The organism is Pseudomonas sp. SMSB3, assembly GCF_052041965.1.
In the GTDB taxonomy this organism is placed as follows: domain Bacteria; phylum Pseudomonadota; class Gammaproteobacteria; order Pseudomonadales; family Pseudomonadaceae; genus Aquipseudomonas.
On the sequence record NZ_JBKGGV010000011.1, the window covers coordinates 142,048 to 167,949 of the forward strand.

The window sequence follows — 25,902 nt, forward strand, 5'->3', positions numbered from 1 at the left end:
CGTGCCAACGCGGCTCGCTCAAGTAAACCTGGGCGGTGAGGGCCATGTAGGCAGGTCGGTCAGCCGGCGCTAACCGACCAGCCGGGTGGCCAGCGCACAGCGTCGGTGCAGGCCTGCCCATTCTGGCGCACATTCAGTACACGTCGCGTCGATAGCGCTTGGTTTGGGTCAACATCTGCATGTACGCCTCGGCATCGACAGCGCCGTGCTCGACAATCACCTGGCGCAGCGCAGCGTCGACATCCTTGGCCATGCGCTGGGCATCACCGCAGACATAGAAGCAAGCCCCCGCCTGCAACCACTCCCACAACTGCGCACCCTGCTCGAGCATGCGCTGCTGCACATAGATCTTCTCGGCCTGGTCGCGTGAGAACGCAGTGTCCAGGCGCAGGTGGCCGCTGGCCTGCCAGGCCTGCAGTTGCTCACGATAATAAAAATCGCTGGCCGCATGCTGCTCGCCGAAGAACAGCCAGTTAGCGCCTGCCGCGCCTCGCGCCTCGCGCTCTTCGAGAAAGGCGCGAAACGGCGCGATGCCGGTCCCCGGACCCACCATGATCACCGCCACCCGGTCATCCTCGGGCAGGCGAAAGTGCCTGGAGGCCTGCGGGAAGATCGCCACTTTGCAGTGCTCGGCGCGGTCGGCCATGAAGCTGGAGCAGACCCCTTTGCGCTGCCCATAGCGCACCACGGACACGGTCAGGTGCACCTGCTGTGGATGGGCCAGAGGGCTCGAACTGATCGAGTACAGGCGCGGCTGCAGTGGCTTGAGCAGCCCAAGCCAAGTGGCCAGCGGCAAGCGCTGGGGGAAGGCTCGCAGCACATCCACCAGTTGCCGCCCCCACAGCCACTGCTGCAGCTCGGCTTTACAGGCCGGTTGCAGCAACTGCTGCAAGTCGATGGACTGGGCGCTGAATGCCTGCAGGTGCTGCGCAGTGACCTGGGTGATGTCCAGCTGGGTCGTCATGGCTTCGGCCAGGGGCAGGTCGGGTTGGCCTGCCACGCTCACCGGCGTCTGGCCATCGAGTTGCATCAGGGCCAGCAATTCATCGACCAAAGCCGGGCAATTGCGCGGCCAGACCCCGAGCGCGTCGCCGGCAGCGTAGGTCAAGCCGCTACCGGCCAGGTCAAATACCAACTGCCGGGTTTCTTTACTGGCCCCCGGCCCGTTCAGCAACCGATTGCTCACTAGCGCCGCGGCCCACGGACGCTGCTTGGTGAAACCAGATCCCTTCTGCGCCAGGCGAGCCACAGGCGCTGAAGCGGTACCGCCCAGCTCAGGTAACAAGGTTTCGAGCCAACTGGCGAAGGCGTGCTCGAAGTCCGGCTCGCAATCCACCCGTGGCAGCAGGCGCCGCCCACCCAGCTGCGCCAGACGCTGGTCGAGTTTACGGCCAAAACCGCAGAACTGCTCGTAGCTGGAATCGCCCAGCGCCAGCACGGCGTACGGGAGATGCTGGCAAAAACCGCCCTGCTCGCCTTGCAGCATGTGCCAAAACGGCGTGGCGCTGTCAGGCGCATCACCGTCACCGAAGGTGCTGGTGATCAGCAGCAGGCTGGCGGCCCCGTGCAACTGCCGAGGGCTGAGCGTCGCCATTTCCTGAAGCTGAATGCGCAGACCGGCACTGCGCAGGTGCTGCGCGCAGCGTGCGGCCAACGCCTCGCCGTTGCCGGTTTGCGAAGCCCACACCACCCAGTGCGCGGGCGCGGCGTCAGCCAAGGGCGCCGCCTGCTGCCCGCTGTCGGCCTGCAGCTCGAGCGTGGCGATACGCGCCCCGGCCACCCGCTCTATGGCCACTGCACAGTGCTTGTACGACGGCTGCAGCGACAGCGGATCGACCGCGTCAGAGGTCACCGCATTGATCGCCAGCTGCGCGCCGAACAGGTCGTTCCAGTGAAAAGGCGCAAAGCAATTGCCCGCCATCACCCGCTCGCTGATGCGCGCCGGCAGCACTGCCTGGCCCCGCCGAGAGCGGACGGCGACCTGGTCCTGGTCGGCAATACCCAGGCGAGCGGCATCCTCGGGGTGCAGTTCGACGAACGGCCCGGGGTCGAGCCGATTCAAAGCCGGCACCTTGCCGGTCTTGGTCAAGGTATGCCACTGATGCTGCACCCGGCCGGTATTGAGCACTAGCGGGTAGTCGACGTCGGGCTGCTCTGGCGCCGGTAGCCAGGGTCGGGCGTAGAAACGCGCCTTGCCAGTGGCCGTGGGGAAGACCAGCGCAGGCCTGTGGCCCAGGCGATCGGCTGGGGGTGGCTGGCGGCCTTCATCCTGCACATAGCGCTGCGGGCTGCGCTGCCCGGCGCGGGCCTCGGGGCACGGCCACTGGCGCGGGCTTTGGCGCAACGCGGGGTAGTCGATCCCGCGCAGGTCGTAGCCGGTGAGCGGGTTGTTGAAGCGGCGGATTTCATTGAATACAGCTTCGGCATCGGCATAGTCGAACGCGTCGGCATAACCCATGGCGCAGGCTACCTTGGCGATGATCTGCCAGTCGGCCAGGCTTTGCCCAGGCGGGGCGACGACACGCGGCATCAAGGTGAGGTTGCGCTCGCTGTTGACCATCACCCCTTCGCCCTCGGCCCACAACGCCGCAGGCAGCAGAATGTCGGCGTAGCTGTTGGTTTCGCTGTCGAGGAAGGCGTCCTGGCTGATCACCAATTCGGCCTGGCGCAGCGCGTCGATCACCTGCTGGCGATTGGCGACACTGGCCACCGGATTACTGCAGATGATCCAGCAGGCTTTCACCTGGCCGGCCCGCATCTGCTCGAACAGCGCCATCGTTCCTTCACCGCCCTCATTGCGCAGGCTGCCTGGCGCCAGGCCCCACTGCGCTTCGACGAAGGCACGGTCGGCAGGCTCCAGGGCCGAGCGCTGGCCAGGCAACCCCGCGCCCATGTAGCCCATCTCGCGACCGCCCATGGCATTGGGCTGGCCCGTCAGCGAGAACGGCCCGCTGCCTGGGCGGCAAATGGCGCCGGTGGCCAGGTGCAGGTTGCACAGCGCATTGGTGTGCCAGGTACCTTGCACGCTCTGGTTCAGGCCCATGGTCCAACAGCTCATCCAAGCTCGGGCGGTGCCGATCAGCGCGGCGGCGTGACGGATGTCCGCTTCGCTCAGCCCGGTGATGGCGGCAACGCGCGCCGGCGTGTAGTCATCCAGAAAATCCGGCAACTGCTCCCAGCCTTCGGTGTGCGCGGCGATGAACGCAGGGTCGGTCTGAGCGTTTTGATGCAGCAGATGCAGCAGCCCGTTGAGCAGCGCCAGGTCGGTGCCGGGGCGCACTTGCAGGAACAGATCGGCCTTGTCGGCCGTTGCCGTGCGCCGAGGGTCGACGACGATCAGTTTGGCGCCTGCGCGAACCCGGTCGAGCAAGCGCAGAAACAGGATCGGGTGACAATCGGCCATGTTGGCGCCGATGACCAGGAATACGTCGGCGTGCTCGAAGTCCTCATAACTGCCAGGCGGACCGTCGGCGCCCAGTGACAATTTGTAGCCGCTGGCGGCGCTGGCCATGCACAGCCGCGAGTTGGACTCGATATGCCGGGTGCGGATGTACCCCTTGGCCAGTTTGTTGGCCAGGTACTGCGCCTCGAGCGACATCTGCCCCGATACATACAGCGCCACGGCATCAGGGCCATGGGCGTCGATGATGCCCAGCAGTCGCTTGGCCATCTGGTTGATGGCCTCTTGCAGGTCACTCCGCACGGGCGGCTGACCGCGCTGCGAACGCAAGTGGGCGTGCTGCATGCGTCCGGCGGCGGTCAACGGCAAGTGGGCGGTCAGGCCCTTGGTGCACAGCCGCCCAAAATTGCTCGGGTGCTGCTTGTCGCCGCTGATCTTGCTGACCTCGCCCGCGGCGACACGCATGACGATGCCGCACCCTACGCCGCAATAGGGGCAGACGCTGCGCACTTCAGTGGTGGTCATGGGCCGTATTCCCTTTTCATGAGCACGAAAAAGGCGCCGGTCACCCGAGCCTGCCAGGCAGGTGGGCAACACGGCGCCGTCGTCGTGAGTGGATCGGGCCATCGACGTTGATGGCCCTGGGTAGACCTCGATCCAGCAATTACCGGGCCAGCCCCTGCGGCCTTGCAGGTGCGCGGCCAACGCCAGCAGTTGGCACGACGTTCAGGCAGGCACGCACCACACGGTGGCAAGCAGGCGCGCCCTGGCGCTATGCTGGAGCAACTTTTCGCCAGAGTTACAGCCTGCCCACCATGTCCAAGGTAATCCTCAAGACCCCTGCCCAACTTGACTTGATGCGCAACGCCGGGCGCCTGCTGGCGCAAGTGTTCGCTGACCTTGACCGCTTCATTGGCCCTGGCGTGACCACCCTGCAGATCAATGACCGCGCTGATGCGTTCATCGTCGAGACGCTCAAGGCGCGCCCGGCAAGCAAGGGCCAGTACGGGTTCCCCTACTCGCTCAACACCTCGGTGGACCATGTGGTCTGCCACGGCATGCCCAGAGCTGACGAAGTGTTGCAGGAAGGCTCGATCGTCAACGTCGATATCACCCTGGAGCAGGGCGGCTACATAGCCGATTCTTCGAAGATGTACCGAATCGGCTCGATCAGCGACGAGGCGCACCGGCTGGTGGACACCACCTATGAAGCGCTGTGGCAAGGCATCGGCCAGGTACGCCCAGGCGCGACCCTCGGCGATATCGGCCATGCCATCCAGGCGCATGCCGAGGCGGCGGGCTACAGCGTGGTACGAGAGTATTGCGGCCACGGTATCGGCCAACAGATGCACGAAGGCCCGGAAGTGCTGCATTACGGCCAACGCGGCATGGGCATGAAGCTGCAGCCGGGCATGGTCTTTACCATCGAGCCGATGATCAACCAGGGCGGGCGTGGCACGCGAAGCTTGAAGGATGGCTGGACCGTGATCACCCGTGACCGCAGCCTGTCGGCGCAGTGGGAGCACACCGTGGCGGTCACTGAAGACGGGGTCGAAGTGCTGACGTTGCGCGAAGAAGAGCGCCAGCCCTGAGGGCCAGGGCAGACAGCGCAGCCATAAAAAAAGCGACCCGAAGGTCGCTTTTTTTTGCTTCCGGGTGTTCAGTGGGCCCTGGAAGCGGAATATGGCGCAGCGGACGGGACTCGAACCCGCGACCCCCGGCGTGACAGGCCGGTATTCTAACCGACTGAACTACCGCTGCGCTATTCAACGAGTGGTGGGTGATGACGGGATCGAACCGCCGACCCTCTGCTTGTAAGGCAGATGCTCTCCCGGCTGAGCTAATCACCCATTCGTCTCGGTGAGGCGCGCATTCTACGGAGCAACCGAGAGCCTGGCAAGCGGTCTTTGCAGGTTTTTTTAAAAATAAATCATGAACAAATTTCAGGCACAAAAAAAGCGACCCTAAGGTCGCTTTCTTTGTAACTTCCGGGTGTTCAGTGGGCCCTGGAAGTGGAATATGGCGCAGCGGACGGGACTCGAACCCGCGACCCCCGGCGTGACAGGCCGGTATTCTAACCGACTGAACTACCGCTGCGCTATACATCGAGTGGTGGGTGATGACGGGATCGAACCGCCGACCCTCTGCTTGTAAGGCAGATGCTCTCCCGGCTGAGCTAATCACCCTTCGTCTCGGTGTGGCGCGCATTCTACGGAGGGCCTTTCACCCTGGCAAGCACTTTTTCAACTTTCCTCAAAAAAAACTCCAGGGCTTTCAAAGACCTAGCACAGCAAGGGGTTTCTTTGCGGCAAATCACCTAATGGCCCTCTGACAGGGTTGGCCTTGCGGTGCCGCTCGGAGAATAATGCCCGCCTTATGCATTAAGGAGAGATTGCCCCTCATGTGGTTCAAGAACCTGTTGTCCTATCGCCTGACCCAGGAAGTACCGTTCGAGGCCGAAGCGCTGGAAGCCGCACTGGCCAGCAAGCCGGCCCGCCCCTGTGCCAGCCAGGAGCTGACCACCTACGGTTTCATCGCGCCCTTCGGCAAGGGCGAAGAGGCTCCCCTGGTGCATGTCAGCGGTGAGTTCCTGCTGATCGCCGCGCGCAAGGAAGAGCGCATTCTGCCTAGCAGCGTGGTCAATGACGCAGTCAAGGAAAAGGTCGAGGAAATCGAGACCGAGCAGATGCGCAAGGTCTACAAGAAGGAACGCGACCAGATCAAGGATGAGATCATTCAGGCCTTCCTGCCGCGTGCGTTCATCCGCCGCTCGATGATCTTCGCCGCCATCGCCCCGCGCCTGGGCATGATCCTGGTCAACTCGGCCAGCGCCAAGCGCGCCGAAGACCTGTTGTCGACCTTGCGTGAAGTGATCGGCTCGCTGCCGGTACGCCCGGCCACGGTGAAAATCGCCCCGACCGCGACCATGACCGATTGGGTCAAGTCGCAACAGGCTGCCGAGGGCTTCTACGTGCTGGACGAATGCGAGCTGCGTGATACCGCCGAAGACGGTGGCATCGTGCGTTGCAAGCGCCAGGACCTGACCAGCGAAGAAATACAGCTGCACTTGAGCACGGGCAAGGTAGTCACCCAGCTGGCCTTGGCCTGGCAGGACAAGTTGTCGTTCGTGCTGGACGACAAGATGGTGATCAAGCGCCTGAAGTTCGAGGAGTTGCTGCAAGAGCAGGCCGAACAGGACGGCGGCGATGAAGCTGCGCAGCAGTTCGATGCCAGCTTCCAGCTGATGATGATGACCTTCAGCGAGTTCCTGCCGGTGCTGTTCGAAGCCCTCGGCGGCGAAGAAATCCCCCAGGGCGTTTGACGCAGCTGCAAGCTGCAAGCTGCAAGAAAAGTCGAAAGCGGTAGCGCGACATGGCTACCAGCGGTGTACGGCTTGTAGCTTGCCGCGTCATCTGCCCCAAACCCGCACTGCTTCTACTTGTAGCTTGTCGCTGAACCGGAGGTTCCCCCATGCGTGCCCTCGCCGCCCTTAGCCGGTTCGTCGGCAACACCTTTGCCCTGTGGGTGCTGGTGTTTGCCGTGCTGGCGTTCCTCATGCCGCAGTGGTTCATTGCCCTGAAAGTCGCCATCGTGCCGCTCCTGGGGCTGGTGATGTTCGGCATGGGCTTGACCCTCAAGCTCGACGACTTCGCCGCCCTCGCCCGCCAGCCCTGGCGGGTGGCACTGGGCGTGGTGGCACACTTCGTGATCATGCCGGGCATGGCCTGGCTGCTGTGCCAACTGTTCCAGCTGCCGGCGGAAATCGCCGTAGGCGTGATCCTGGTTGGCTGCTGCCCAAGCGGCACGGCATCGAACGTGATGGTCTGGCTGTCCAAGGGCGACCTGGCTCTGGCAGTGGCCATTGCAGCAGTCACCACCCTGCTCGCTCCACTGCTGACGCCAACGCTGATCTGGCTCCTGGCTTCAGCCTGGCTACCGGTGTCCTTCATGGACATGTTCTGGTCGATTCTGCAATTGGTGATGCTGCCCATCGTGCTCGGCGTGCTTGCCCAGCGCTTGCTGGGCGCGCGGGTGCAACTGGCAGTGCAGGTGCTGCCGCTGGTGTCGGTGGTCAGCATCGTCATGATCGTCTGCGCAGTGGTTGCGGCCAGCCAGGCCAAGATTGCCGAGTCCGGGCTGTTGATCATGGCCGTGGTGGTGCTGCACAACAGCTTTGGCTTCTTGCTCGGTTACCTGACCGGCAAGCTGTGCAAGCTGCCATTGGCGCAGCGCAAATCGCTGGCGCTGGAGGTCGGCATGCAGAACTCGGGGCTGGGCGCCGCGTTGGCTGCAGCGCATTTTTCGCCGCTCGCGGCGGTGCCAAGCGCGCTGTTCAGCGTCTGGCACAACATTTCCGGGGCGCTGCTCTCGACCTGGTTCCGCAGCCTGGAGGCCCCACCTGTGGCTGCCGACGAGGTGGAGCCAATCAAGCCTTGATGCTGCTTGGGCGCAAAAAGGCGAGCACAGGCTTGCTCGCCAGCGGGCAGATGTGCACCATGATCGGCACAGTGAGGACGACCTCACGACGCAGCGCGTGATCACTTCGGGGACGGCCCCTCATTGCCACGATGGAGGTGCACATGTCCTGGATCATCCTGTTCTTCGCCGGCTTGTTCGAGGTCGGCTGGGCCGTTGGCCTGAAATACACCGACGGTTTCAGCAAACCCCTACCCACCGCTCTCACCGTCGCCGCCATGGCCATCAGCCTGGGCCTGCTGGGCCTGGCCATGAAGGAGCTGCCGCTGGGCACTGCCTACGCCATCTGGACCGGCGTCGGCGCGGTCGGCACGGTAATCGCCGGCATCATCCTGTTTGGCGAATCCATGGCCTTGATGCGCTTGGTCAGCGTGGCGCTGATCGTGACCGGCCTGGTCGGCCTGAAAATCAGCGCCAGCTGAATCGCCGCCCTAACGCAGGTCGCCGCGCAAGCGGCTGACCTGCTCGCGCAGCGCTTCAGGCTGAGCCGCCTGCGCCGCAATGCTCTCTCCGGCGACGATGGTCACCCGCGACCACAGGCGCTTGAACAGCCCTTTGCCTGGGTCGCGACTGAAAAAGCTGCCCCACAGCCCCTGCAGGGCCAGCGGAATCACCGGCACCGGGGTCTGTTCGAGAATGTGCCTGACGCCGCCTTTGAACACGTCGATCTCACCATCGCCGGTCAGCTTGCCTTCCGGGAAGATACACACCAGTTCACCGTCAGCCAGGTACTCGGCGATGCGCGCGAAGGCGCGCTCATAGGTGGCTGGGTCTTCGTTGCGCCCGGCGATCGGGATGGCCCCTGCGGTGCGGAAGACGAAATTGAGCACCGGCAGGTTGTAGATCTTGTAATACATGACAAACCGAATCGGCCGACGGATCGCCCCGCCCAGCAGCAGCGCATCGACGAACGACACATGGTTGCACACCAGCAGCGCCGCTCCCTCGTCGGGTATCCGCTCAAGCCCTCGGTGCTGTACGCGGTACATCGAATGGCTGAGCAGCCAGATCAGAAACCGCATGGTGAACTCAGGCACGATGCTGAAGATGTACGCGTTGACCAGCACGTTGAGCAACGACACCACCAGGAACAACTGTGGAATGCTCAGCTCGGCCACGCTCAGCAGCACGATGGTGAGCACGGCCGACACCACCATGAACAACGCATTGAGGATGTTGTTCGACGCGATCACCCGTGCGCGCTGATCTTCGGCGGTGCGCGCCTGAATCAACGCGTACAACGGCACGATGTAGAAGCCGCCGAACACCCCGAGCCCGACGATCGACAGCAGGATCCACCAAGCTTGCGGCATGCCCAGCAATGCCAGCCAGTCGTGCGGCGTTGCAGCGGCGGGAACATCACCGGAGTGCCACCACCAGAGCAGGCCGAACAGCGTAAGGCCGAACGAGCCGAACGGCACCAGGCCGATTTCCACCTTGCGCCCGCTGAGCCGCTCGCACAGCAGCGAGCCCACGGCGATGCCCACGGAGAACAGAGTCAGCACCAAGGTGACGACCGTCTCATCGCCATGCAGCCAGTCCTTGGCGTAGGTCGGGATCTGCGTCAGGTAGATGGCGCCGACGAACCAGAACCACGAGTTGCCGACGATCGAGCGCGACACCGCGGGGGTCTGGCCCAGGCCCATGCGCAGGATCAGCCACGACTGCTTGAAGATGTTCCAGTCCAGCGCCATCTGCGGCGATGCCGCCGCCGCCCGCGGGATCCAGCGGCTGGCCAGGTAGCCCAGCACTGCGGTACCGACCACGCCGCCAGCCACCACGCTGGCGTAGTTATCGTGAGCCATCATCACCCCGGCGCCGATGGTGCCGACCAGGATGGCCAGGAACGTGCCCATCTCGACCAGGCCGTTTCCGCCCACCAGCTCCTGCTCGCGCAGGGCCTGGGGAAGAATCGAATACTTTACCGGGCCGAACAGCGCCGAGTGGGTACCCATGCCGAACAGGGCTACCAGCATCAGTACCAGGTGATCGGTGACGAAACCAATGGCGCCGACGCCCATGATGGCGATCTCGGCCAGCTTGATGGCGCGAATCAAGGCGTCCTTGGCGAACTTCTCACCGAACTGACCACCCAGCGCCGAGAACAGAAAGAACGGCAGGATGAACAGTAGTGCGCACAGGTTGACCCAGATCGAGCGGTCACCATCACCCAGGCTGAGCTTGAACAAAATGGCCAGGATCAGCGACTGCTTGAACAAGTTGTCGTTGAAGGCACCCAGCAACTGGGTGATGAAAAACGGCAGGAAACGTCGCTTGCCGAGCAAGGTGAATTGCGAGGAGTGACTCATCGTCCTTGTTCCTGATGGGCTTTCGTCATTGGAGGCCGGCACTGCGGCAAAAGCCACAAATCTGCATGGCTTGGCGCTGCCTGGCAAGGTTCTGCCGGGTTTTCCTGCGCACTGATATCACGGTGACATTATTTTCATCGAAGCCGCTATTCAGATTTTGTTACATCTGCCGATAATTCATATAGACGACTATATCTGACAGAAGGGATGGACCTCAGGTCTCCTCCAACGCATAAGAAAAGGAGCTCGGCAGTATATGTTTACCTGGTTCGGCGACCTCAAGATCGCCCACAAACTGTTCATGGGTTTCGGCCTGGTGCTGTGCCTGACCCTGGCTCAGTCGCTGATCAGCTGGGATGGCATGGGCAGCCTGGTCCGGCGCAGTCAGGTGGTCAGCGATGTCTCGCGCCTGAATGACGCACTGGGCGACCTGCGCGAGGCACGCTTGCGCCATGCCATGGCCAACGGCGGCGCTGATGAAGCCAAGCAGCTGCAGGCGGCACTGGAAGCTTTCAAGCCGACCCTGGCCAAGCTGCGCGAGGTGATGGTCAAGCCACGCTCCCAGGCGCTGCTGAGCAATGCCGAGCAAGCCCTGCAAGGCTACAGCGCCAACCAGGCGGCAAGCTTCGGCGCCTATGAAAAGATGCGCACGGCACAGAAGCAGATGGGCGTGCTGGCGACCCAGTCGTTCGCCACCATCGAGCAGATTCGCACCCAGGTGCGTGCGTTGACCGATGCCGAACAACGGGTGGTGCGCAGCGAAGCGATCAACCAGATACGCGAAAACCTGATCCTGCTGCGTTATCACGTACGTGGCTACACCGGTAATACCACTGCCGAAACCGAACGCCTGATGAACGCGCAGATCGCTACCACGGTCGACGACCTGCCCGGCCTGATCGCCCGCTTCAACGGCAATTTTCCGCAGCAGTTCCAGCAGTTGCAGCAGCAGGTGCAGGCCTACGCCAGTGCCGTCGAGGCTTTCCGTGGCGAAGTGGGTCATCTGGTCGATTACCGCGCCGCCATGGCCAAGGACATCGACGCGCTCAACGCCGTGATCGGCCAGTTGCTCGACGACCAGGCAACCCTGGTGGCCAGCGACAGCCAGTTCGCGCGCTCGCTGCAGATCGCCACCACCTTGCTCGCCCTGGTGATCGGCGCTGCGGCGGCGCTGCTCATCGCCCGACAGATCAGCCAGCCCCTGCGCCAGGTGCTGCAAGCCATGGAACGGGTCGCCGCGGGCGACTTAAGTGAGCAACCGGCCAGCCGTCGGCGCGACGAAGTCGGTCAGTTGCAGAATGCCCTGCAGGGCATGACGCGCAACCTGCGCGAGCTGATCGCCCAGGTCCGCGATGGCATCTCGCAGATCGCCAGCGCTACCGAGGAACTGTCGGCGATCACCGAGCAGACCAGCGCCGGGGCCAACAATCAAAAGGTCGAAACCGACCAGGTGGCCACCGCCATGCAGGAAATGGCCGCCACCGTGCACGAGGTGGCGCGCAACGCAGGCGAAGCGTCGGCGGCCGCCAGCGCCACCGATGAAGAAGCCCGCGAGGGTGACAGCGTGGTCAATCGCGCCGTGGCGCAGATCAGCCGCCTGGCCAGCCAGGTCGATGCCACCGGCGAGGCGATGGGCGCGCTGCGCAGCGAGAGCCAGCGTATCGGCAAGGTCATGGATGTGATCAAGGCGGTTGCCGAGCAGACCAACCTGTTGGCGCTCAATGCCGCCATCGAAGCTGCCCGTGCCGGTGAAGCCGGTCGCGGCTTTGCCGTGGTCGCCGATGAAGTGCGTAGCCTGGCGCAACGCACCCAGGCCTCGACCCTGGAGATCGAATCGGCCATCGGTAGCCTGGAAGACGGCACCCGCTCGGTCAGCGACTTGATGGAGCAAAGCCAGAACCTGACGCAAAGCAGCGTCGCGCTGGTGCGCGAAGCCGGCGTGGCGCTCGAAGGCATCACCCAGCGGGTATCGAACATTCAGCTGATGAACCAGCAGATCGCCGCTGCGTCAGAGCAACAAAGCGCGGTGGCCGAGGAGATCAGCCGCAGCGTAGTGACGGTGCGTGATATTTCCGAACAGACGGCCGAAGCCAGCCAGCAGACCTCGGCCTCAAGCGTCGAGCTGGCGCGTCTGGGCGGCCAATTGCAGCAGATGATCAGCCGCTTTCGCTTCTAGGCAGCGCTGAGACACGCCCTGCCCGCGCCGGCCGTGGTGCCGACCCGGGCAGGGCCTCGCTCTAGAAGCCGAACAGCGCCTGGGCTGTCTCCCGCATCAGCGCGCGGCGCAACTCGGCCGAGCAACCCAGCGCGTCGAACTGCTCGAGCACCGAGCCGAAACTGACTGCGGCCTCATGCTGGGTATGCGGCCAGTCACTGCCCCACATCAGCCGCTCTGCACCGTAATGCGCCTCCAGCGCCCCCAGGGCCTGGCGGGCGAAGACGAGGTTCTGCTGCGCGGTGCCTTCCAGGCGGTAGATACCCGACACCTTGACCCAGACCTTGCCCTTGCCGCCAAGGGTCAGCAGTTCGGCAAAACCTGGCTGGCCCAGCCCGAGGCGCGCGTCTGGCCGGCCGAAGTGGTCGACCACGATGTCCAGGCCATAGGGCTCCAGCGCCCGTACCAAAGTTGGCATATCGGCCACCTGGCGATGCAGCTCGACATGCCAGCCCTGCTCGCCGATACGCTCGAGCAGCGGCCGCCAGTGGGGCTCGGTGAGGTCGGGCAGCGCTTGGCCCATCAGGTTCAGGCGCACCCCGCGCACCCCGAGGCTGGCCATCGCGGCCAGGCTTTCGGGCTCGACGTCAGGCTCGAGCATCACCACCCCACGCAGGTTGGCCGGCGCGCTCTGCAATGCACTGAGCAAATAGCGGTTGTCGGTGCCGAGAAAGCTCGGTTGCACCAGCACGCCATGGCTGAAACCGTGCGCCTGCAACTGCGCCAGGTAATCGCCCAGGGGCGCATCGTAGCTGGGCGCGTAACGCCGTCCAGTGGCCAGTTCCAGCCCGCGGCTGAACACATGGGCGTGGCTGTCGATGGCGGTCAGGTGTGAAGCAGGAGCGTCGGGCATGGTTTTCACAAGGCAGTCAGGTTACTTGGCAACAGCGCCAGCCACATGCGGCGCGGCAGTGGCCTCGAGGTCGCGGCCACGGGTTTCCGGCAGGCACAGCGCGGCGAGCATGGCCACGCCATAGGCGATACCGGCGTCGATGCCGATGGCGCTACCCAGCGACATCGATTCGCTCATGTGGCCGACCAGGAACGGGAACACCGCCGACAGCACACGGCCGAAGTTGTAGCAAAAACCCACCCCTGCCCCGCGTACATCCGCCGGATACAGCTCATTGAAGAACGCCCCCAGGCTTGCCGGGATGCCTGCGGCGAAGAAGCCCAACGGGAAGCCCAGGAACAGCATCTGCGTGTTGCTCAGCGGGAAGAACACGTAAGCCTGCACCGTCAGCACACAGCACAGGGCGAACAACAGGATGTTCTTGCGCCGGCCGATGCGGTCGATGAGCAGGCCGCTGACCACGCAGCCGCACCAGAAGGCGAAGATGATCACCGCCAGGTAGCCGCCGGAGTTGAGCACCGACAGATTGCGTTCGGTCTTGAGGAAGGTCGGCAGCCAGGTCATCACGGCGTGGTAACCGCCGTGCGCGCCCAGGCCCAGCAGGCCGCCGAGCAGCGTCACGCGCAGCAGCTCCGGGCGGAAGATGCCGGCCATGGACTTGAAGAAACTGCCAGGAATCGCCTTGTCTTTCTGCAGGCGCTGGAAGCTGTCCGGTTCAGGAACGTTACGGCGCACCCAGATGATCAGCAGCGATGGCAACAGGCCGACGAAGAACATCACGCGCCAGGCATATTCAGCCGGCACCAGCGAGTAGATCAAGGTGAACAGCGCCACCGCCAGGCCCCAGCCCACGGCCCAGGCGCTCTGCACGGTGCCCATGACCTTGCCGCGGTATTTCGGGTTGATGGTTTCGGCCATCAACACCGCGCCAGCCGCCCACTCGCCGCCGATGCCGAAGCCCTGCATGGCCTTGACGAACAGCAGCGGATAGAAGCCGGTGACGAAAGCCGATAGGAAGGTGAAGCAGGAGAACCAGAGGATCATCCATTGCAGCGTGCGCACGCGGCCGTAACGGTCCGACAGGGTGCCACCGAGCCAGCCACCGATGGCCGAGGTGATCAGGGTCACGCCACTGATCAGACCGGCATCGCCTTTGCTCAGGGAGAACGCGGCGATCAACGCCGGAATGGCCAGGCCGAACATCTGCACTTCCAGCGCGTCGAGCGACCAGCCGCCAAAACAGGCCCAGAACGTCTTGCGCTCCCGTGAAGTGATCTGGCGATACCAACTGAACATGATTGTTATCCTTCTAGTTGTGTGTGTTACGCACGGTGTCCAACGGCGCGAGGCGCGCAGGCAACCGGGCAGGCGAAGCCACTGCGCCGTGGCAGAACGGCGCAGACAGGTGAATGCGAAAGGCCGGTGGCCGGCTCAGCGAATCTCGACGCGGTACCGGAAGTGCTGGGCATGGCCTCGCGAGCGGCGCCATTCCAGGGGTTTGCCGGCGTAGTCACGGGCCAGGCGTTCGATCACCACCACCGGGCTGCCTGGGGCGACCTGGAGCAAGCGCCCGTGGACGGCATCGACCGCCTCGGCGGTGAGGGTTTCTTCGGCATGGGCGACCACTTGGCCGCACAACGCCTCGAAAATGGGGTAAAGCAGCGGGCCGTGACTGTCCAGGTCTACCTCCAGCAGTGCCTGGAAAGGCTGGCGCGGCAGCCAGATCTCCTCAGCCAGCACCGGTTGCGCTTCCAGCAATCGGGTGCGCACGATGCGGATCACTTCGGCCCCGGCTGCCAAGCTCAACGCCTGGGCAACGGCTGACGGCGCCACGACCGCTTCGATGGACAGGATGCGGCTCTGCGGCACGAGCCGCTCGCCGCTGGCACTTTCGAAACGGAAGAAGCGGAACAATGACGACTGGAATTGCGGGCGACGAATGAAGGTACCGCGGCCCTGCTGGCGCTCCAGCACCCCTTCGGCGACCAGTGCATCGACCGCCTTGCGCACCGTGCCGACCGACATGTCGAACTCGGTGGCCAACGCGGCCTCGGTGGCGATGGCTTCGCCCGGGCGCCAACGATTGTTGGCGATTTGCTCGATCAGGTGATCGCGCAGTTGTTGATAGCGTGGCAGTCGAGCATCACCGGACAGTGGGGGCATGGGGCGACTCTCATATTGTTATATAGACATATATATGAATTTTTCCAGAGTATTCCCCGTGCCCGACAGGCTGTCAATCCTCCGGCTGTCGCTTTGCTATCAAACACGCGATGGTACGATCGGCATGCGTGGCCTTGACCTGCCGGCGCAGCGCCTGCGACGACCTGCCACTGCGACCAACGTCGGCGCTGACTAACCGCCGTCTGCATGCCAGACTGCTGCCAATGGCTGGTGGGCCGCTGACCCATTTGCAGGTGACCTTTATAGCTGCGGAGATTGCATGTCGTTGTCCAGCGGGCTGATCGCCGTGGTCGCCCTGGCCTATATGGCCGTCATGTTCGCCATCGCCTTCTACGGCGACCGGCGCAGCACCCCGCTGCCGCCGCGCCTGCGCGCGTGGGTGTACAGCCTGTCCCTGGCGGTGTACTGCACCAGTTGGACGTTCTTCGGGGCGGTTGGCCAGGCGGCCGAGCAGCTATGGGCGTTTCTGCCGATTTACCTGGGGCCGATCCTGCTGCTGCTGTTCGCCCCTTGGGTGCTGCAGAAGATGGTGTTGATCAGCAAGCAGCAGAACATCACCTCGATCGCCGACTTCATCGCCGCGCGCTACGGCAAATCGCAGTCGCTGGCGGTGGTGGTGGCGCTGATCTGCCTGGTCGGCGTGCTGCCGTACATCGCCCTGCAGCTCAAGGGTATCGTGCTCGGCGTCAACCTGCTGATCGGCGCCAATGCCGACGCCACGGGCACCCGCGTGCAGGACACCGCGCTGGTGGTGTCGCTGGTGTTGGCGCTGTTCGCCATCGTCTTCGGCACGCGCAGCCTGGATGTCACCGAGCACCACCGCGGCATGGTGCTGGCAATTGCCTTCGAGTCGCTGATCAAGCTGCTGGCGTTTCTGGCCGTCGGCGTGTTCGTGGTGTTCAACCTGTACGACGGCTTCGATGACCTGTTCACCCAGGCACGCCAGTCGGTACAACTGGACACCTATTGGCAGGAAACCATCAACTGGCCGTCGATGGTGGTGCAGACCGCCGTGGCGATGATGGCGATCATCTGTCTGCCGCGGCAGTTCCACGTCACCGTGGTCGAGAACATCGAAGCACAGGACATGCGCCTGGCCCGCTGGGTGTTTCCGATGTACCTGGCGCTGGCGGCATTGTTCGTGGTGCCGATCGCGCTGGCCGGGCAGATGCTGCTGCCCGGCACGGTGATATCCGACTCCTTCGTCATCAGCCTGCCGTTGGCCCAGGCGCATCCGAGCCTGGCCTTGCTGGCCTTCATTGGCGGTGCTTCAGCGGCAACCGGCATGGTCATCGTCGAAGCCGTCGCGCTGTCGACCATGGTCTCCAACGACATGCTGCTGCCGTGGCTGCTGCGGCGCAATAACGCCGAACGGCCGTTCGAGGTGTTTCGTCACTGGATGCTTTCGGTACGCCGCGTGACCATCGTGGTGATCCTGCTGCTGGCCTACGTCAGTTACCGCCTGCTTGGCTCCACGGCGAGCCTTGCGACCATCGGCCAGATCGCCTTTGCCGCCGTCACTCAGTTGACCCCGGCCATGCTCGGCGCGCTGTACTGGAAGCAGGCCAACCGCCGCGGCGTGTTCGCAGGGCTCACGGCGGGTATTTTCCTGTGGTTCTACACCCTGGTGCTGCCGATCATCGCGCACAGCCTGGGCCTGTCGCTGGCGCTGTTTCCGGGCCTTGCCTGGTTGCATGGCAACCCGCTGAACCTGCCGATCACGCCGCTCACCCAGGGTGTGGTGTTGTCGCTCGCCGGCAATTTCACCTTGTTCGCCTGGGTTTCGATGCTGTCGCGCACGCGCGTATCGGAGCACTGGCAGGCCGGGCGCTTCATCGGCCAGCAGACCAGCGCCCACCCGAGCAGCAAACCGCTGCTGGCGGTGCAGATCGACGACCTGCTGACACTGGCCTCGCGCTTCGTCGGCGAAGAGCGTGCGCGACAGAGCTTCATCCGCTTCGCCTACCGGCAGGGCAAAGGCTTCAACCCTAACCAGAACGCCGACGGCGACTGGATCGAGCACACCGAGCGGCTGCTCGCGGGGGTGCTCGGCACCTCATCGACCCGCGCCGTGGTCAAGGCCGCTATCGAAGGTCGCGACATGCAGCTCGAAGACGTGGTACGCATCGCCGATGAAGCCAGCGAAGTGCTGCAGTTCAACCGCGCGCTGCTGCAGGGCGCCATCGAGAACATCAACCAGGGCATCAGCGTGGTCGACCAGAACCTGCACCTGGTGGCCTGGAACCGCCGTTATCTGGAGTTGTTCAACTACCCCGAAGGACTGATCAGCGTCGGACGGCCGATCGCCGATATCATTCGCTACAACGCCGAGCGCGGCTTGTGCGGCCCTGGCGAGGCGCAGGTCCACGTGGCCCGGCGCCTGCACTGGATGCGCCAGGGCCGTGCGCATTCGTCGGAACGGCTGTTCCCCAACGGCCGGGTCATCGAGCTGATCGGCAACCCGATGCCCGGTGGCGGGTTCGTCATGAGCTTCACCGACATCACCCCTTTCCGCGAGGCCGAGCAGGCGTTGCGCGATGCCAATGAAGGGCTGGAACAGCGCGTGGCCGCGCGCACCCATGAGCTGTCGCAGCTCAATCAGGCGCTGTCCGAAGCCAAGAGCCAGGCCGAGGCGGTGAGCAAGTCCAAGACCCGCTTCCTGGCGGCGGTCAGCCACGACCTGATGCAGCCGTTGAACGCCGCGCGGCTGTTCTCCGCCGCCCTGTCGCAGCAGGCCGAAGGCATGAACGACGAGGCTCGGCAGCTGGTCCAGCACATGGACAGCTCACTGCGCTCGGCCGAGGAGCTGATCAGTGACCTGCTGGACATCTCGCGCCTGGAAAACGGCAAGATCACTCCCGATGCCAAGCCCTTCGCCCTCAACGAGCTGTTCGACACCCTGGGCGCCGAGTTCAAGGTGCTGGCCGCCGAGAAAGACCTGGAGTTCCGCCTGCGCGGCAGCCGGCTACGCGTCGATAGCGACATGAAGCTGCTGCGGCGGGTGCTGCAGAACTTTCTCACCAACGCCCTGCGCTACGGCAAGAGCCCCCTGCTGCTCGGCGTGCGCCGCCAGGGCGAGCATCTGTGGTTGGAAGTGTGGGACCGCGGCCCGGGCATCGCCGACGACAAGCTGCAGGTCATCTTCCAGGAGTTCAAGCGCCTGGACAGCCACCAGACCCGTGCCGAAAAAGGCCTGGGCCTGGGTCTGGCGATCGCTGACGGCCTGTGCCGGGTACTGGGTCATCCCCTGCAGGTGCGCTCGTGGCCTGGCAAGGGCACGGTGTTCCGGGTCAAGGTGCCGATTGCCAGGCAGGCTGCGGTGGCCGCCCCCGTCGCGCCGGAGGCGGCGAGTCAACCTCTGGCTGGCTTGCACGTGCTGTGCGTGGACAACGAAGACAGCATCCTGATCGGCATGAACAGCCTGCTCAGGCGCTGGGGCTGTCAGGTCTGGACCGCGCGCAACCGGGCCGAATGCGAAGCTTTGCTGGCCCAGGGCATGCGCCCGCACCTGGCGCTGGTGGACTTTCACCTCGATGACGGCGAAACCGGGACTGGGCTGATGGGCTGGCTACGTGCGCGGCTGGGCGAGCCCGTGCCGGGGGTGGTGATCAGCGCCGACGGCAGCAAGGAAACCCTGGCCACGGTGCATGCCGCGGGCCTGGACTACCTAGCCAAGCCGGTCAAGCCAGCCGCCCTGCGGGCCTTGCTCAACCGACATCTGAGTCTGGTTCAGTGAGCGCCTGGCTCGCCAGGGCATCGTCGCTCAGTGCCCGTTCCAGCAGCTCGGCCGGCAGGCTCTTGCTGGCGCGGGCACCAAGCAGCTTGAGCTGCTCGCTGCGGCTGACCAAGTTGCCGCGCCCTTCGCAGAGCTTGTTGCGCGCCGCCGCATAGGCTTTATCGACTTGCTGCAGGCGGTTGCCCAGTTCATCCAGGTCCTGGATGAACAGCACGAACTTGTCGTACAGCCAGCCTGCCCGCTCAGCGATCTCGCGAGCGTTCTGACCCTGGCGCTCTTGCTTCCACAAGCTGTCGATGACGCGCAAGGTGGCGAGCAAGGTGGTGGGGCTGACGATCACGATCTGCCGGTCGAAGGCTTCCTGGAACAGGTTGGGCTCGGCCTGCAAGGCCGCCGAGAACGCCGCCTCGATGGGCACGAACAGCAGCACGAAGTCCAGGCTGTGCAGGCCTTCGAGGCGGTTGTAGTCCTTGCTCGACAAGCCTTTGACGTGGTTGCGCAAGGACTGCACATGCTGCTTGAGCGCGGTTTCGTCGTTGCTGCTGACATACTGCTGGTAGGCCGTGAGACTGACCTTGGCATCGACTACCACCTGCTTGTCGCCAGGCAGCATGATCAGCACATCGGGCTGGAAGCGTTCGCCATCGGCGCTCTTGAGGCTGACCTGGGTCCGGTACTCGCGGCCCTTCTCCAGCCCGGCATGTTCCAGCACGCGCTCCAGGATCAGCTCGCCCCAGTTGCCTTGGGTCTTCTGCCCCTTGAGCGCCTGGGTGAGGTTGGTCGCCTCATCCGACAGGCGCAGGTTCAGCTGCTGCAGGCGCTCAAGCTCCTTGCTCAGCGAGAAGCGTTCGCGCGCTTCCTGCTGGTAGCTTTCCTCGACGCGCTTCTCGAACGCCTGGATGCGCTCCTTGAGTGGGTCGAGCAACTGGCCAAGGTGCTGCTGGCTGGTCTGGGCGAAGCGTTGCTCACGTTCATCGAAGATTTTCGTGGCCAGGTCAGCGAACTGTGCACGCAGCGTGTCGCGGGCCTCCTGCAGGTCTTCGAGGCGCTGCTGGTGGCTTTCCTGCTGTTCGCGCAACTCCGCCTCCAGGCGCGCGGCCTGGGCCTCCAGCCGACGCAATTCAGCCTCTCGGTTAGCGCGTTCGAGGTGCCAGGCGTGGGCGGCATCGCGGGCGTTGTCGCGCTCGATCTGCAACAGCTCGAGTTCGCGGCCTTGGGCGGCGAGGGTCGCCTGCTTGGCCGCATTGGCCTCGCTGAGGTCGCTGATTTCGTCGCGGCTGGCATCGAGTTGCGCCTGCAAACCGGCCTGGGCCAGTTGCGCACTGCCCAAGCGCTCCTGCAGCAGCGCCTGCTCGTTGTACCGGGCGGCGTGCCGACGCTGCAGGTGCAAGGCCCACCCCAGGCAAGGCAAGGCGCCCGCCACCAAGCCCAGCACGATGCTGGTCAGATCAACTGCCATGCTTACCCCGATCAGACTGCTACACGTGCGTGCAGCTTATCAGTCTGTTTGCTCGGACGCCCGGTCGTGCTCATCGGCCTGGAACAACCGCGCATATTCTTGCTGGGCCAGCGGGTCGCCAGCGCGTGCTGCCTGGCGCAGCAATTCATGGCCAATGCGCCGATCACGGGCACTGCCGCAATCGCGGCACAGCATCTGTCCTAACCGGCTCTGCGCCGCTACCACGCCCTGCCGTGCAGGTTGTTTGAGCAGACGCCCGGCGATGTGCTTGACCTGCTGGTTTTCCCCCAGGCGCGGGGTGTCGAGCAACCACAGGGCGACTTTCAGGGAGAAGCGCTTGGGCGATGGGGCTGGCAGAGTAGCTACGGAGCTGGCGAGCGATTTACCACGAAATTTCATGACCGACTGGGTTGGCAGCTGGAAAAGCGCGCCACTCTACTCTTTTTTTCAAACCTGACCTACCCAAGGTGGCCAACATGGAAAAAATTTTAAATGATCTTTTCTTGACGTTTTGTCATCACTGACCGCACGGTCGACCAGTGCGCAATAATCGCCGGACAGTTCCTCGAGAGGCTGGCGCGCCCGCACTAGAGCAAGCGCCCCGGACAATCCACAGTTCCTGTGGATAACTCGGTGGACAACACCCTCATTGCGCCCGCAAAGCCCCGAATAACGGGGCCTACAGTCAAACTGACGATTTTTTCACCAGCAAAAAATAGTGTTTTTTTTCATTGACTTAAACCACCAGTCAAGTCATTGGCGAGTGCTGTCCGAGCTGTTGCCGTGCCGATACAACTGAGCTCGCGGATGTTGACAACTGCCCGCTGGGCGCTCACGCCATCGCCCGTGTTTAATCGAACGGCGTGCCAAGCCAGCCTCCGCCCCTCTTCACAGAGCCAAGCAGACGCGGCATACTGCTCGGCTCAGCGCAGAAAACACAGTGCTTGCATTGGCACGGCGTTTTCTGTAAGGTGCGTCTCGTTAGTACCCCAGCTGAAAGTCAATTCTGGCCACTACGTCCTTGCAGCCCATCGCCCCCCAAGCGGTCGCTGCTGAAACCAGGACCGGCCCACTGATGATTCCTTCGCCAGCCCACGCTGTGCAAGCTTGAATCACGAGCAGATTGATCAGGATTCAACTCCGACGGCCTAGAACCTTGGCCCCGTTGTGTTGCCTGCCTTCTGATGTACCTACCAGTCAGCCCAAGCGCCTACCTATTGAATGCGCCCCCTCTGGCTGCCCTGTTCCAGTCAGGTTCGCTCGTCCCTTAATAAAGACGTCACTGGAACGTTTCTATCATGCACGGATCACATCCTCCGTGTTCAAGCAGGAACCTCCAAACAACATGCATACTCATCATCAAATTCAGGCTGCCATTGGCACCCTATCCCAGGCCTTCTCGCCGTTGAAGTGCCTTATCGTCGCGCCTCGCAAAGGCAGCTTCAGTTTTACCCTGGTGGACGAGCACGGCATCGCCTGCCACACCGAACGCTTGTACCCTGAACAGTACAGCCGCTCGGAGCCATTGCAGGCGGTCATCGATCGCACCCGCCAATCACTGACCGCGTGAGCAGCGAATACTGCGGTATTCGCTGCCTGAATGGCCTTTTCCCTTCACCGTCAAGCGCTTCCTGGACTAATTGCCGCAAGGCATATAGCCCAGTGAAGCATGCTGCAATTGATTTAAAAACAGCTCTTTACGTGCTGATTATCACACTACACTTCAACTCGAGCGGCCCTTGCCGCTTCCGGCGGGCCTGAACACTCACCAGCTGCCAAGCTCCAGCGCCCGTCGGTACCTCATCGCTCGAGGCCATCATGGGTATTGCGGCTAGTGAATTGTGTCAGTATGTGATTCGACCAACCCTGGTCTACCTCAATCGTCACTGTGCCAGTGCCGAGGCCCTATTGCTGGGCATCGCGGCCAGCCAGTCTGCGCTTGGCTCAGCGCTGCACGACCGCCGCGGCCATGGCCTGTACCGCATCGGCGAGCATCGGCACCAAGCAGTATGGGATCAATTTCTGGCCCATGATCCGGACCTTGCCAGCCTGGTCCGCGGCCTGGCCAGCCAGCATGCCTTTCTTGGCGGCCCGCACCTGGAACTGACGGTGAACCTGCGGTACTCCACTGCCATCGCCTGGATGCTCATCGAGCAGCAGATGACGGTGCTGCCAGCGGCCGACGACTTGCTTGGGCTGGCGCGGATCTGGCGGCAGATTTTCCATCCGCAAGGGCGCCTGCGCGACTTCACGGGTGCCTGGCATGCCTGCATAGAACAGAAATTACCACAGGCATCTTAAGAAGCTTCCTACAACGTTGCCGTTAAAAATGGAATTATGGTCGGATTGTCCTACAAAACCGCTCTATCTCCTGTGATCCAGGCTATAGCGCAGCGCGTGATTTGTTGGTAGCTTTTCGCCCCGGAGATCCCAAGGAGTTTCTAATAATGAAAAAAGCAATGCTCAAAACCTCCCTCGGCGTAGCCGTTGCGCTCGCCTCGAGCCAACTGTTCGCAGCGGGCTTCGCGCTCAATGAACAAAGTATCAGCAGCATGGGGACAGGTTTCGCGGGTCGTTCTTCCTCTGCCGAAGATGCCAGCACCGTGTATGGCAACCCGGCCGGCATGTCCCGGCTCAAGCGTCAGCAGATGACCGTAGGGGGCGCTGCCGTCATCGCCAAGACCGATATCTCCGGCGCCGGCAGCAGCCCGCTGCCAGGGGAAACCGACGGTGACATGGTACCGGTCGTCGGTGTACCGATGGGTTACTACGTCAAACCAATCGATGAACACTGGAGCGTCGGTTTCGGCGTCTACGTGCCATTCGGCCTGGTGACCGACTACGGCAGCGGCGACGCAGCACGCTACTGGGGCAAGAAAAGCCACGTCGAAGTCATCACCTTCCAACCGACCGTCAGCTACGCCTTCAATGACAAGGTGTCGATCGGCTTCGGTCCGACCATCAACCGCATCAAAGGTGAGTTGGGTTCCAACACCATCAACCCATTCACGCCGGGCCGCAACGACGGTGAAGTGAAGATCAAGGGTGATGACACCGCCGTAGGCTACAATATTGGCGTGCTGGTCCAGGCCACTGACCGTACGCGTGTCGGCCTGACGTATCACTCGATGGTCGACTACAAGCTCGAGGGCGACACCAAGATCAACAACGCCTTGATCGGGCCATTCAGCGGCAGCAAGTTCGACGCCAAGCTGAAGATCAAGACGCCAGAGTCGGTGGACCTCTCGGTCACCCACGAGCTGGATGATCAGTGGACGCTCTATGCAGGCAGCACCTGGACACGCTGGAGCCGCCTGAAGGACATCACGGTCAACAACGAAGTCCCGGCGCCACTGGCGGGGCAGTTCGGCACCATTTCCGAAGAGCAGAACTGGCATGACACTTGGGCGCACGCCATCGGCGCGTCGTACAAGGTCAACAAGGAGTGGGTACTGCGCACCGGCTTCACCGTCGACCAGTCGCCGACCAACAACACCGATCGCTCCCCGCGCATTCCGACGGGTGATCGCAAAGTGTTCAGCCTGGGCGCAGGCTGGAGCCCAAGCGAAGACATGACCATCGATGTGGCCTATTCCTACCTGTGGGAAGAAGACACCAAGGTCAACCTGGTCAGCGCAACCAAGGGCCGTTACCAGGCCAAGTACGAGAACAGCGCCCACGGCGTCGGTGCTTCGCTGACCTATCGTTTCTGATCCGTACCGCTGTACCGGAAAAACCGCCCGCGTGGCGGTTTTTTTCATGCTTGCACGCGCCACTCCTCGCCCAGGCAGTCACGCAGGTAGTCCATGAAGGCACGAACTTTTGCGGTCATGGCGAAACGGTCTGCCACACACAGGAAGATGTCCATGGGCTCGGTCTGGGCATACACCTGACGGCTGTCGCGGTATTCGAACAGCGGCACCAGGGCGCCGCTGGCCAGGTGCGGTTTGACGATGAATTCAGCCAGACGGGTGATGCCGCCATCGTTGAGGGCCATTTGCGTGAGGGCATCGATGTCGTCGCTGATCAGGACGTTGCCGAACTGCGCCTCGAAGCGCATGCCGTCGCGCACGAAGCCCCAGCGCAGGAAGCGCCCATCGACCGGGTAGCGGAACACCAGGCAGCGGTGCTCACGCAGTTGCTCTGGGGTGGTGGGGATACCCATGCGGGCGAGGTACCCGGGGGAGGCGCAGCAGGTGAACGGGATACGGGCGATGCGCCGGGCAAGCAGGTGATCTTCGAGTTGCGGGGTGATGCGCAGACTGACGTCAACGTCTTCACGTGTGTGATTGACTTTGCGATCAGTCGTTAGCAACTCTATCGAAAGTGCAGGGTAGCGGGCGCTGAATGCGGGTATCAAGGGCGCCAGGATGTGGCGGCCGAAGGCTGAGGTGGAGGCTATGCAGAGCCGGCCTTGGGGTTCGGCCTCGGGTGTGCTGATGGCTTGTTCGGCGAGTGCCAGGTCGCGCTCGATGTAGCGGACGCGTTCGTAGTACTGGGTCCCGGCGGGGGTCAGTGACAGGCTACGGGTGGTGCGACTGATGAGGCGCACTTGCAGGTGTGCTTCGAGACGCGCGAGGTTCTGGCTGACGGCCGCCGGGCTGAGGCCTAGGTTGCGAGCAGCAGCGGCGATGCTGCCGGCTTCGGCGACCTTGATGAAGCTGCGGATGGCATTGAGCAGATCCATGGCGGGCCTATTGGATTCGTAAGTTTCTCTTTATAAAGAACTCAGTAGCGCGGGTCTACAGGGGGCGTGCAACGGTTGCTAACCTGCGATCTCCAGCCTAATGGATCAGGAGATCGCATGAGCAATCTGTCCACTACCCGTAACCGGCGTAAACTGCGTGCGGGCGCCACGCCGTATGTGTTCGCGTTCTACATGTCGTCGATCATGGCGCTGCTGATGTGTTTCGTGATCACCGCCGCGACAGCCGGGGTGAATCCGGACTATCTGGGAAATGTATTGAAGGCATACCAGTTGGCGATGCCGGTGGCGTTTTTTTGTGTGTTGATGGTGCGCCCAGTAGTGATGAAACTGGTGGCTATCACCGTGCATCCGCATTGATAACACTCTGCAGGCGCCGTGCCTTCGCAGCGTATCAAGCTTTAATCTTCGCCATCGCCATCGCCATCGATTTTGCTGTTGCTTTTGCTGTTGCTTTTGCTGTTGCTTTTGCTTTTGCTGTTGCTGTTGCTGTTGCTGTTGCTGTTGCTGTTGCTGTTGCTGTTGCTTTGGCTTCTAAGCGCGCGATAGTTCAGGCAACGCAAAA

The 25,902-nt window shown here is 63.1% G+C and carries 19 protein-coding genes, 4 tRNA genes and 1 pseudogene; 12 read left to right on the forward strand and 12 right to left on the reverse strand.

Going from position 1 to position 25,902, the window contains the following annotated elements; genetic code table 11:
• Positions 1-133: 133 nt before the first annotated feature.
• Positions 134-3,925 (reverse strand): molybdopterin-dependent oxidoreductase, encoded by a 3,792-nt coding sequence (locus tag ACLEJW_RS18195; RefSeq protein WP_440778000.1) that lies wholly within the window; start codon positions 3,923-3,925, stop codon positions 134-136.
• Positions 3,926-4,215: 290 nt separating this feature from the next.
• Between ACLEJW_RS18195 and map the strand changes: the two genes are divergently transcribed.
• A complete protein-coding gene (gene map, locus ACLEJW_RS18200; protein ID WP_440778001.1) occupies positions 4,216-4,992 on the forward strand; it encodes a type I methionyl aminopeptidase in 777 nt (258 codons plus the stop codon).
• Between the two features lie 92 nt (positions 4,993-5,084).
• Here map and ACLEJW_RS18205 read toward each other — a convergent pair.
• From ACLEJW_RS18205 to ACLEJW_RS18220, 4 genes are all read right to left on the reverse strand, one after another.
• A tRNA-Asp gene (locus tag ACLEJW_RS18205) sits at positions 5,085-5,161 on the reverse strand.
• Positions 5,162-5,174: 13 nt separating this feature from the next.
• Positions 5,175-5,250 (reverse strand) — tRNA-Val (locus tag ACLEJW_RS18210).
• Between the two features lie 170 nt (positions 5,251-5,420).
• A tRNA-Asp gene (locus ACLEJW_RS18215) sits at positions 5,421-5,497 on the reverse strand.
• Between the two features lie 13 nt (positions 5,498-5,510).
• A tRNA-Val gene (locus ACLEJW_RS18220) sits at positions 5,511-5,586 on the reverse strand.
• A 215-nt stretch (positions 5,587-5,801) separates the two neighbouring features.
• Here ACLEJW_RS18220 and rdgC point away from each other — a divergent pair.
• The 3 genes from rdgC to sugE all read left to right on the forward strand — a co-directional run bounded on the left by rdgC (position 5,802) and on the right by sugE (position 8,298).
• Entirely contained in the window at positions 5,802-6,722 is a 921-nt protein-coding gene (gene rdgC / locus ACLEJW_RS18225) for a recombination-associated protein RdgC (protein WP_440778002.1), read from the forward strand.
• A gap of 149 nt (positions 6,723-6,871) precedes the next feature.
• Complete coding sequence (locus ACLEJW_RS18230; protein WP_145193366.1) at positions 6,872-7,837, forward strand: bile acid:sodium symporter family protein; 966 nt, start codon at positions 6,872-6,874, stop codon at positions 7,835-7,837.
• Positions 7,838-7,980: 143 nt separating this feature from the next.
• The gene (sugE, locus tag ACLEJW_RS18235) at positions 7,981-8,298 is read left to right on the forward strand and encodes a quaternary ammonium compound efflux SMR transporter SugE (RefSeq protein ID WP_145193364.1); all 318 of its coding nucleotides are present in this window, start codon (positions 7,981-7,983) and stop codon (positions 8,296-8,298) included.
• Positions 8,299-8,307: 9 nt separating this feature from the next.
• Here sugE and ACLEJW_RS18240 read toward each other — a convergent pair whose 3' ends face one another.
• Positions 8,308-10,185: a 1-acyl-sn-glycerol-3-phosphate acyltransferase gene (locus tag ACLEJW_RS18240; protein ID WP_145193362.1), complete on the reverse strand. Its 1,878-nt coding sequence runs from the start codon at positions 10,183-10,185 to the stop codon at positions 8,308-8,310.
• Positions 10,186-10,546: 361 nt separating this feature from the next.
• Between ACLEJW_RS18240 and ACLEJW_RS18245 the strand changes: the two are divergent.
• Both ACLEJW_RS18245 and ACLEJW_RS18250 read left to right on the forward strand, forming a co-directional pair.
• Positions 10,547-11,506: pseudogene (locus ACLEJW_RS18245) on the forward strand (methyl-accepting chemotaxis protein); the annotation flags it as partial.
• On the forward strand, positions 11,498-12,361 hold the full coding sequence (locus ACLEJW_RS18250; RefSeq protein ID WP_371921314.1) for a methyl-accepting chemotaxis protein: 864 nt from the start codon (positions 11,498-11,500) through the stop codon (positions 12,359-12,361). The pseudogene ACLEJW_RS18245 and the gene ACLEJW_RS18250, both read left to right, overlap by 9 nt.
• A gap of 61 nt (positions 12,362-12,422) precedes the next feature.
• Here ACLEJW_RS18250 and ACLEJW_RS18255 read toward each other — a convergent pair whose 3' ends face one another.
• The 3 genes from ACLEJW_RS18255 to ACLEJW_RS18265 all read right to left on the reverse strand — a co-directional run bounded on the left by ACLEJW_RS18255 (position 12,423) and on the right by ACLEJW_RS18265 (position 15,416).
• Positions 12,423-13,253 (reverse strand): amidohydrolase family protein, encoded by an 831-nt coding sequence (locus ACLEJW_RS18255; RefSeq protein ID WP_440778003.1) that lies wholly within the window; start codon positions 13,251-13,253, stop codon positions 12,423-12,425.
• Between the two features lie 21 nt (positions 13,254-13,274).
• Positions 13,275-14,549, reverse strand: coding sequence for an MFS transporter (locus ACLEJW_RS18260; RefSeq protein WP_145193357.1), 1,275 nt, complete (start codon positions 14,547-14,549; stop codon positions 13,275-13,277).
• A gap of 135 nt (positions 14,550-14,684) precedes the next feature.
• On the reverse strand, positions 14,685-15,416 hold the full coding sequence (locus tag ACLEJW_RS18265; RefSeq protein WP_145193355.1) for a GntR family transcriptional regulator: 732 nt from the start codon (positions 15,414-15,416) through the stop codon (positions 14,685-14,687).
• A 280-nt stretch (positions 15,417-15,696) separates the two neighbouring features.
• Here ACLEJW_RS18265 and ACLEJW_RS18270 point away from each other — a divergent pair, with 280 nt between their 5' ends.
• On the forward strand, positions 15,697-19,173 hold the full coding sequence (locus ACLEJW_RS18270; protein ID WP_313460040.1) for a PAS domain-containing hybrid sensor histidine kinase/response regulator: 3,477 nt from the start codon (positions 15,697-15,699) through the stop codon (positions 19,171-19,173).
• Here ACLEJW_RS18270 and rmuC read toward each other — a convergent pair.
• Positions 19,145-20,518 carry a DNA recombination protein RmuC gene (rmuC, locus tag ACLEJW_RS18275; protein WP_313460062.1) on the reverse strand — a complete coding sequence of 458 codons (1,374 nt, stop codon included), beginning with the start codon at positions 20,516-20,518 and terminating at the stop codon, positions 19,145-19,147. The genes ACLEJW_RS18270 and rmuC overlap by 29 nt on opposite strands.
• Positions 20,519-20,671: 153 nt before the next feature.
• Positions 20,672-21,031: a sel1 repeat family protein gene (locus ACLEJW_RS18280; protein ID WP_313302393.1), complete on the reverse strand. Its 360-nt coding sequence runs from the start codon at positions 21,029-21,031 to the stop codon at positions 20,672-20,674.
• A 946-nt stretch (positions 21,032-21,977) separates the two neighbouring features.
• Here ACLEJW_RS18280 and ACLEJW_RS18285 point away from each other — a divergent pair.
• The 3 genes from ACLEJW_RS18285 to ACLEJW_RS18295 all read left to right on the forward strand — a co-directional run bounded on the left by ACLEJW_RS18285 (position 21,978) and on the right by ACLEJW_RS18295 (position 24,345).
• On the forward strand, positions 21,978-22,202 hold the full coding sequence (locus ACLEJW_RS18285) for a hypothetical protein (RefSeq protein WP_145193382.1): 225 nt from the start codon (positions 21,978-21,980) through the stop codon (positions 22,200-22,202).
• A gap of 248 nt (positions 22,203-22,450) precedes the next feature.
• Positions 22,451-22,933: a hypothetical protein gene (locus tag ACLEJW_RS18290; RefSeq protein WP_145193347.1), complete on the forward strand. Its 483-nt coding sequence runs from the start codon at positions 22,451-22,453 to the stop codon at positions 22,931-22,933.
• A 146-nt stretch (positions 22,934-23,079) separates the two neighbouring features.
• The gene (locus ACLEJW_RS18295) at positions 23,080-24,345 is read left to right on the forward strand and encodes an OmpP1/FadL family transporter (protein ID WP_440778004.1); all 1,266 of its coding nucleotides are present in this window, start codon (positions 23,080-23,082) and stop codon (positions 24,343-24,345) included.
• A gap of 44 nt (positions 24,346-24,389) precedes the next feature.
• Here ACLEJW_RS18295 and ACLEJW_RS18300 read toward each other — a convergent pair whose 3' ends face one another.
• Positions 24,390-25,319 (reverse strand): LysR substrate-binding domain-containing protein, encoded by a 930-nt coding sequence (locus ACLEJW_RS18300; RefSeq protein WP_440778005.1) that lies wholly within the window; start codon positions 25,317-25,319, stop codon positions 24,390-24,392.
• A 117-nt stretch (positions 25,320-25,436) separates the two neighbouring features.
• On the opposite strand from ACLEJW_RS18300, the gene ACLEJW_RS18305 reads away from it, so the two are divergent.
• Positions 25,437-25,697 (forward strand): DUF2798 domain-containing protein, encoded by a 261-nt coding sequence (locus tag ACLEJW_RS18305; RefSeq protein WP_313302383.1) that lies wholly within the window; start codon positions 25,437-25,439, stop codon positions 25,695-25,697.
• The coding region (locus tag ACLEJW_RS18310; protein WP_440778006.1) for a hypothetical protein at positions 25,694-25,902 on the forward strand (209 nt) is incomplete at its 3' end. The genes ACLEJW_RS18305 and ACLEJW_RS18310, both read left to right, overlap by 4 nt.

Coding starts and splice junctions, on each gene's coding strand:
- ACLEJW_RS18195 (WP_440778000.1), bottom strand. CDS start 3,925: ATGACCACCACTGAAGTGCGCAGCGTCTGCCCCTATTGCGGCGTAGGG.
- map (WP_440778001.1), top strand. CDS start 4,216: ATGTCCAAGGTAATCCTCAAGACCCCTGCCCAACTTGACTTGATGCGC.
- rdgC (WP_440778002.1), top strand. CDS start 5,802: ATGTGGTTCAAGAACCTGTTGTCCTATCGCCTGACCCAGGAAGTACCG.
- ACLEJW_RS18230 (WP_145193366.1), top strand. CDS start 6,872: ATGCGTGCCCTCGCCGCCCTTAGCCGGTTCGTCGGCAACACCTTTGCC.
- sugE (WP_145193364.1), top strand. CDS start 7,981: ATGTCCTGGATCATCCTGTTCTTCGCCGGCTTGTTCGAGGTCGGCTGG.
- ACLEJW_RS18240 (WP_145193362.1), bottom strand. CDS start 10,185: ATGAGTCACTCCTCGCAATTCACCTTGCTCGGCAAGCGACGTTTCCTG.
- ACLEJW_RS18250 (WP_371921314.1), top strand. CDS start 11,498: ATGACGCGCAACCTGCGCGAGCTGATCGCCCAGGTCCGCGATGGCATC.
- ACLEJW_RS18255 (WP_440778003.1), bottom strand. CDS start 13,253: ATGCCCGACGCTCCTGCTTCACACCTGACCGCCATCGACAGCCACGCC.
- ACLEJW_RS18260 (WP_145193357.1), bottom strand. CDS start 14,549: ATGTTCAGTTGGTATCGCCAGATCACTTCACGGGAGCGCAAGACGTTC.
- ACLEJW_RS18265 (WP_145193355.1), bottom strand. CDS start 15,416: ATGCCCCCACTGTCCGGTGATGCTCGACTGCCACGCTATCAACAACTG.
- ACLEJW_RS18270 (WP_313460040.1), top strand. CDS start 15,697: ATGTCGTTGTCCAGCGGGCTGATCGCCGTGGTCGCCCTGGCCTATATG.
- ACLEJW_RS18280 (WP_313302393.1), bottom strand. CDS start 21,031: ATGAAATTTCGTGGTAAATCGCTCGCCAGCTCCGTAGCTACTCTGCCA.
- ACLEJW_RS18285 (WP_145193382.1), top strand. CDS start 21,978: ATGCATACTCATCATCAAATTCAGGCTGCCATTGGCACCCTATCCCAG.
- ACLEJW_RS18290 (WP_145193347.1), top strand. CDS start 22,451: ATGGGTATTGCGGCTAGTGAATTGTGTCAGTATGTGATTCGACCAACC.
- ACLEJW_RS18295 (WP_440778004.1), top strand. CDS start 23,080: ATGAAAAAAGCAATGCTCAAAACCTCCCTCGGCGTAGCCGTTGCGCTC.
- ACLEJW_RS18300 (WP_440778005.1), bottom strand. CDS start 25,319: ATGGATCTGCTCAATGCCATCCGCAGCTTCATCAAGGTCGCCGAAGCC.
- ACLEJW_RS18305 (WP_313302383.1), top strand. CDS start 25,437: ATGAGCAATCTGTCCACTACCCGTAACCGGCGTAAACTGCGTGCGGGC.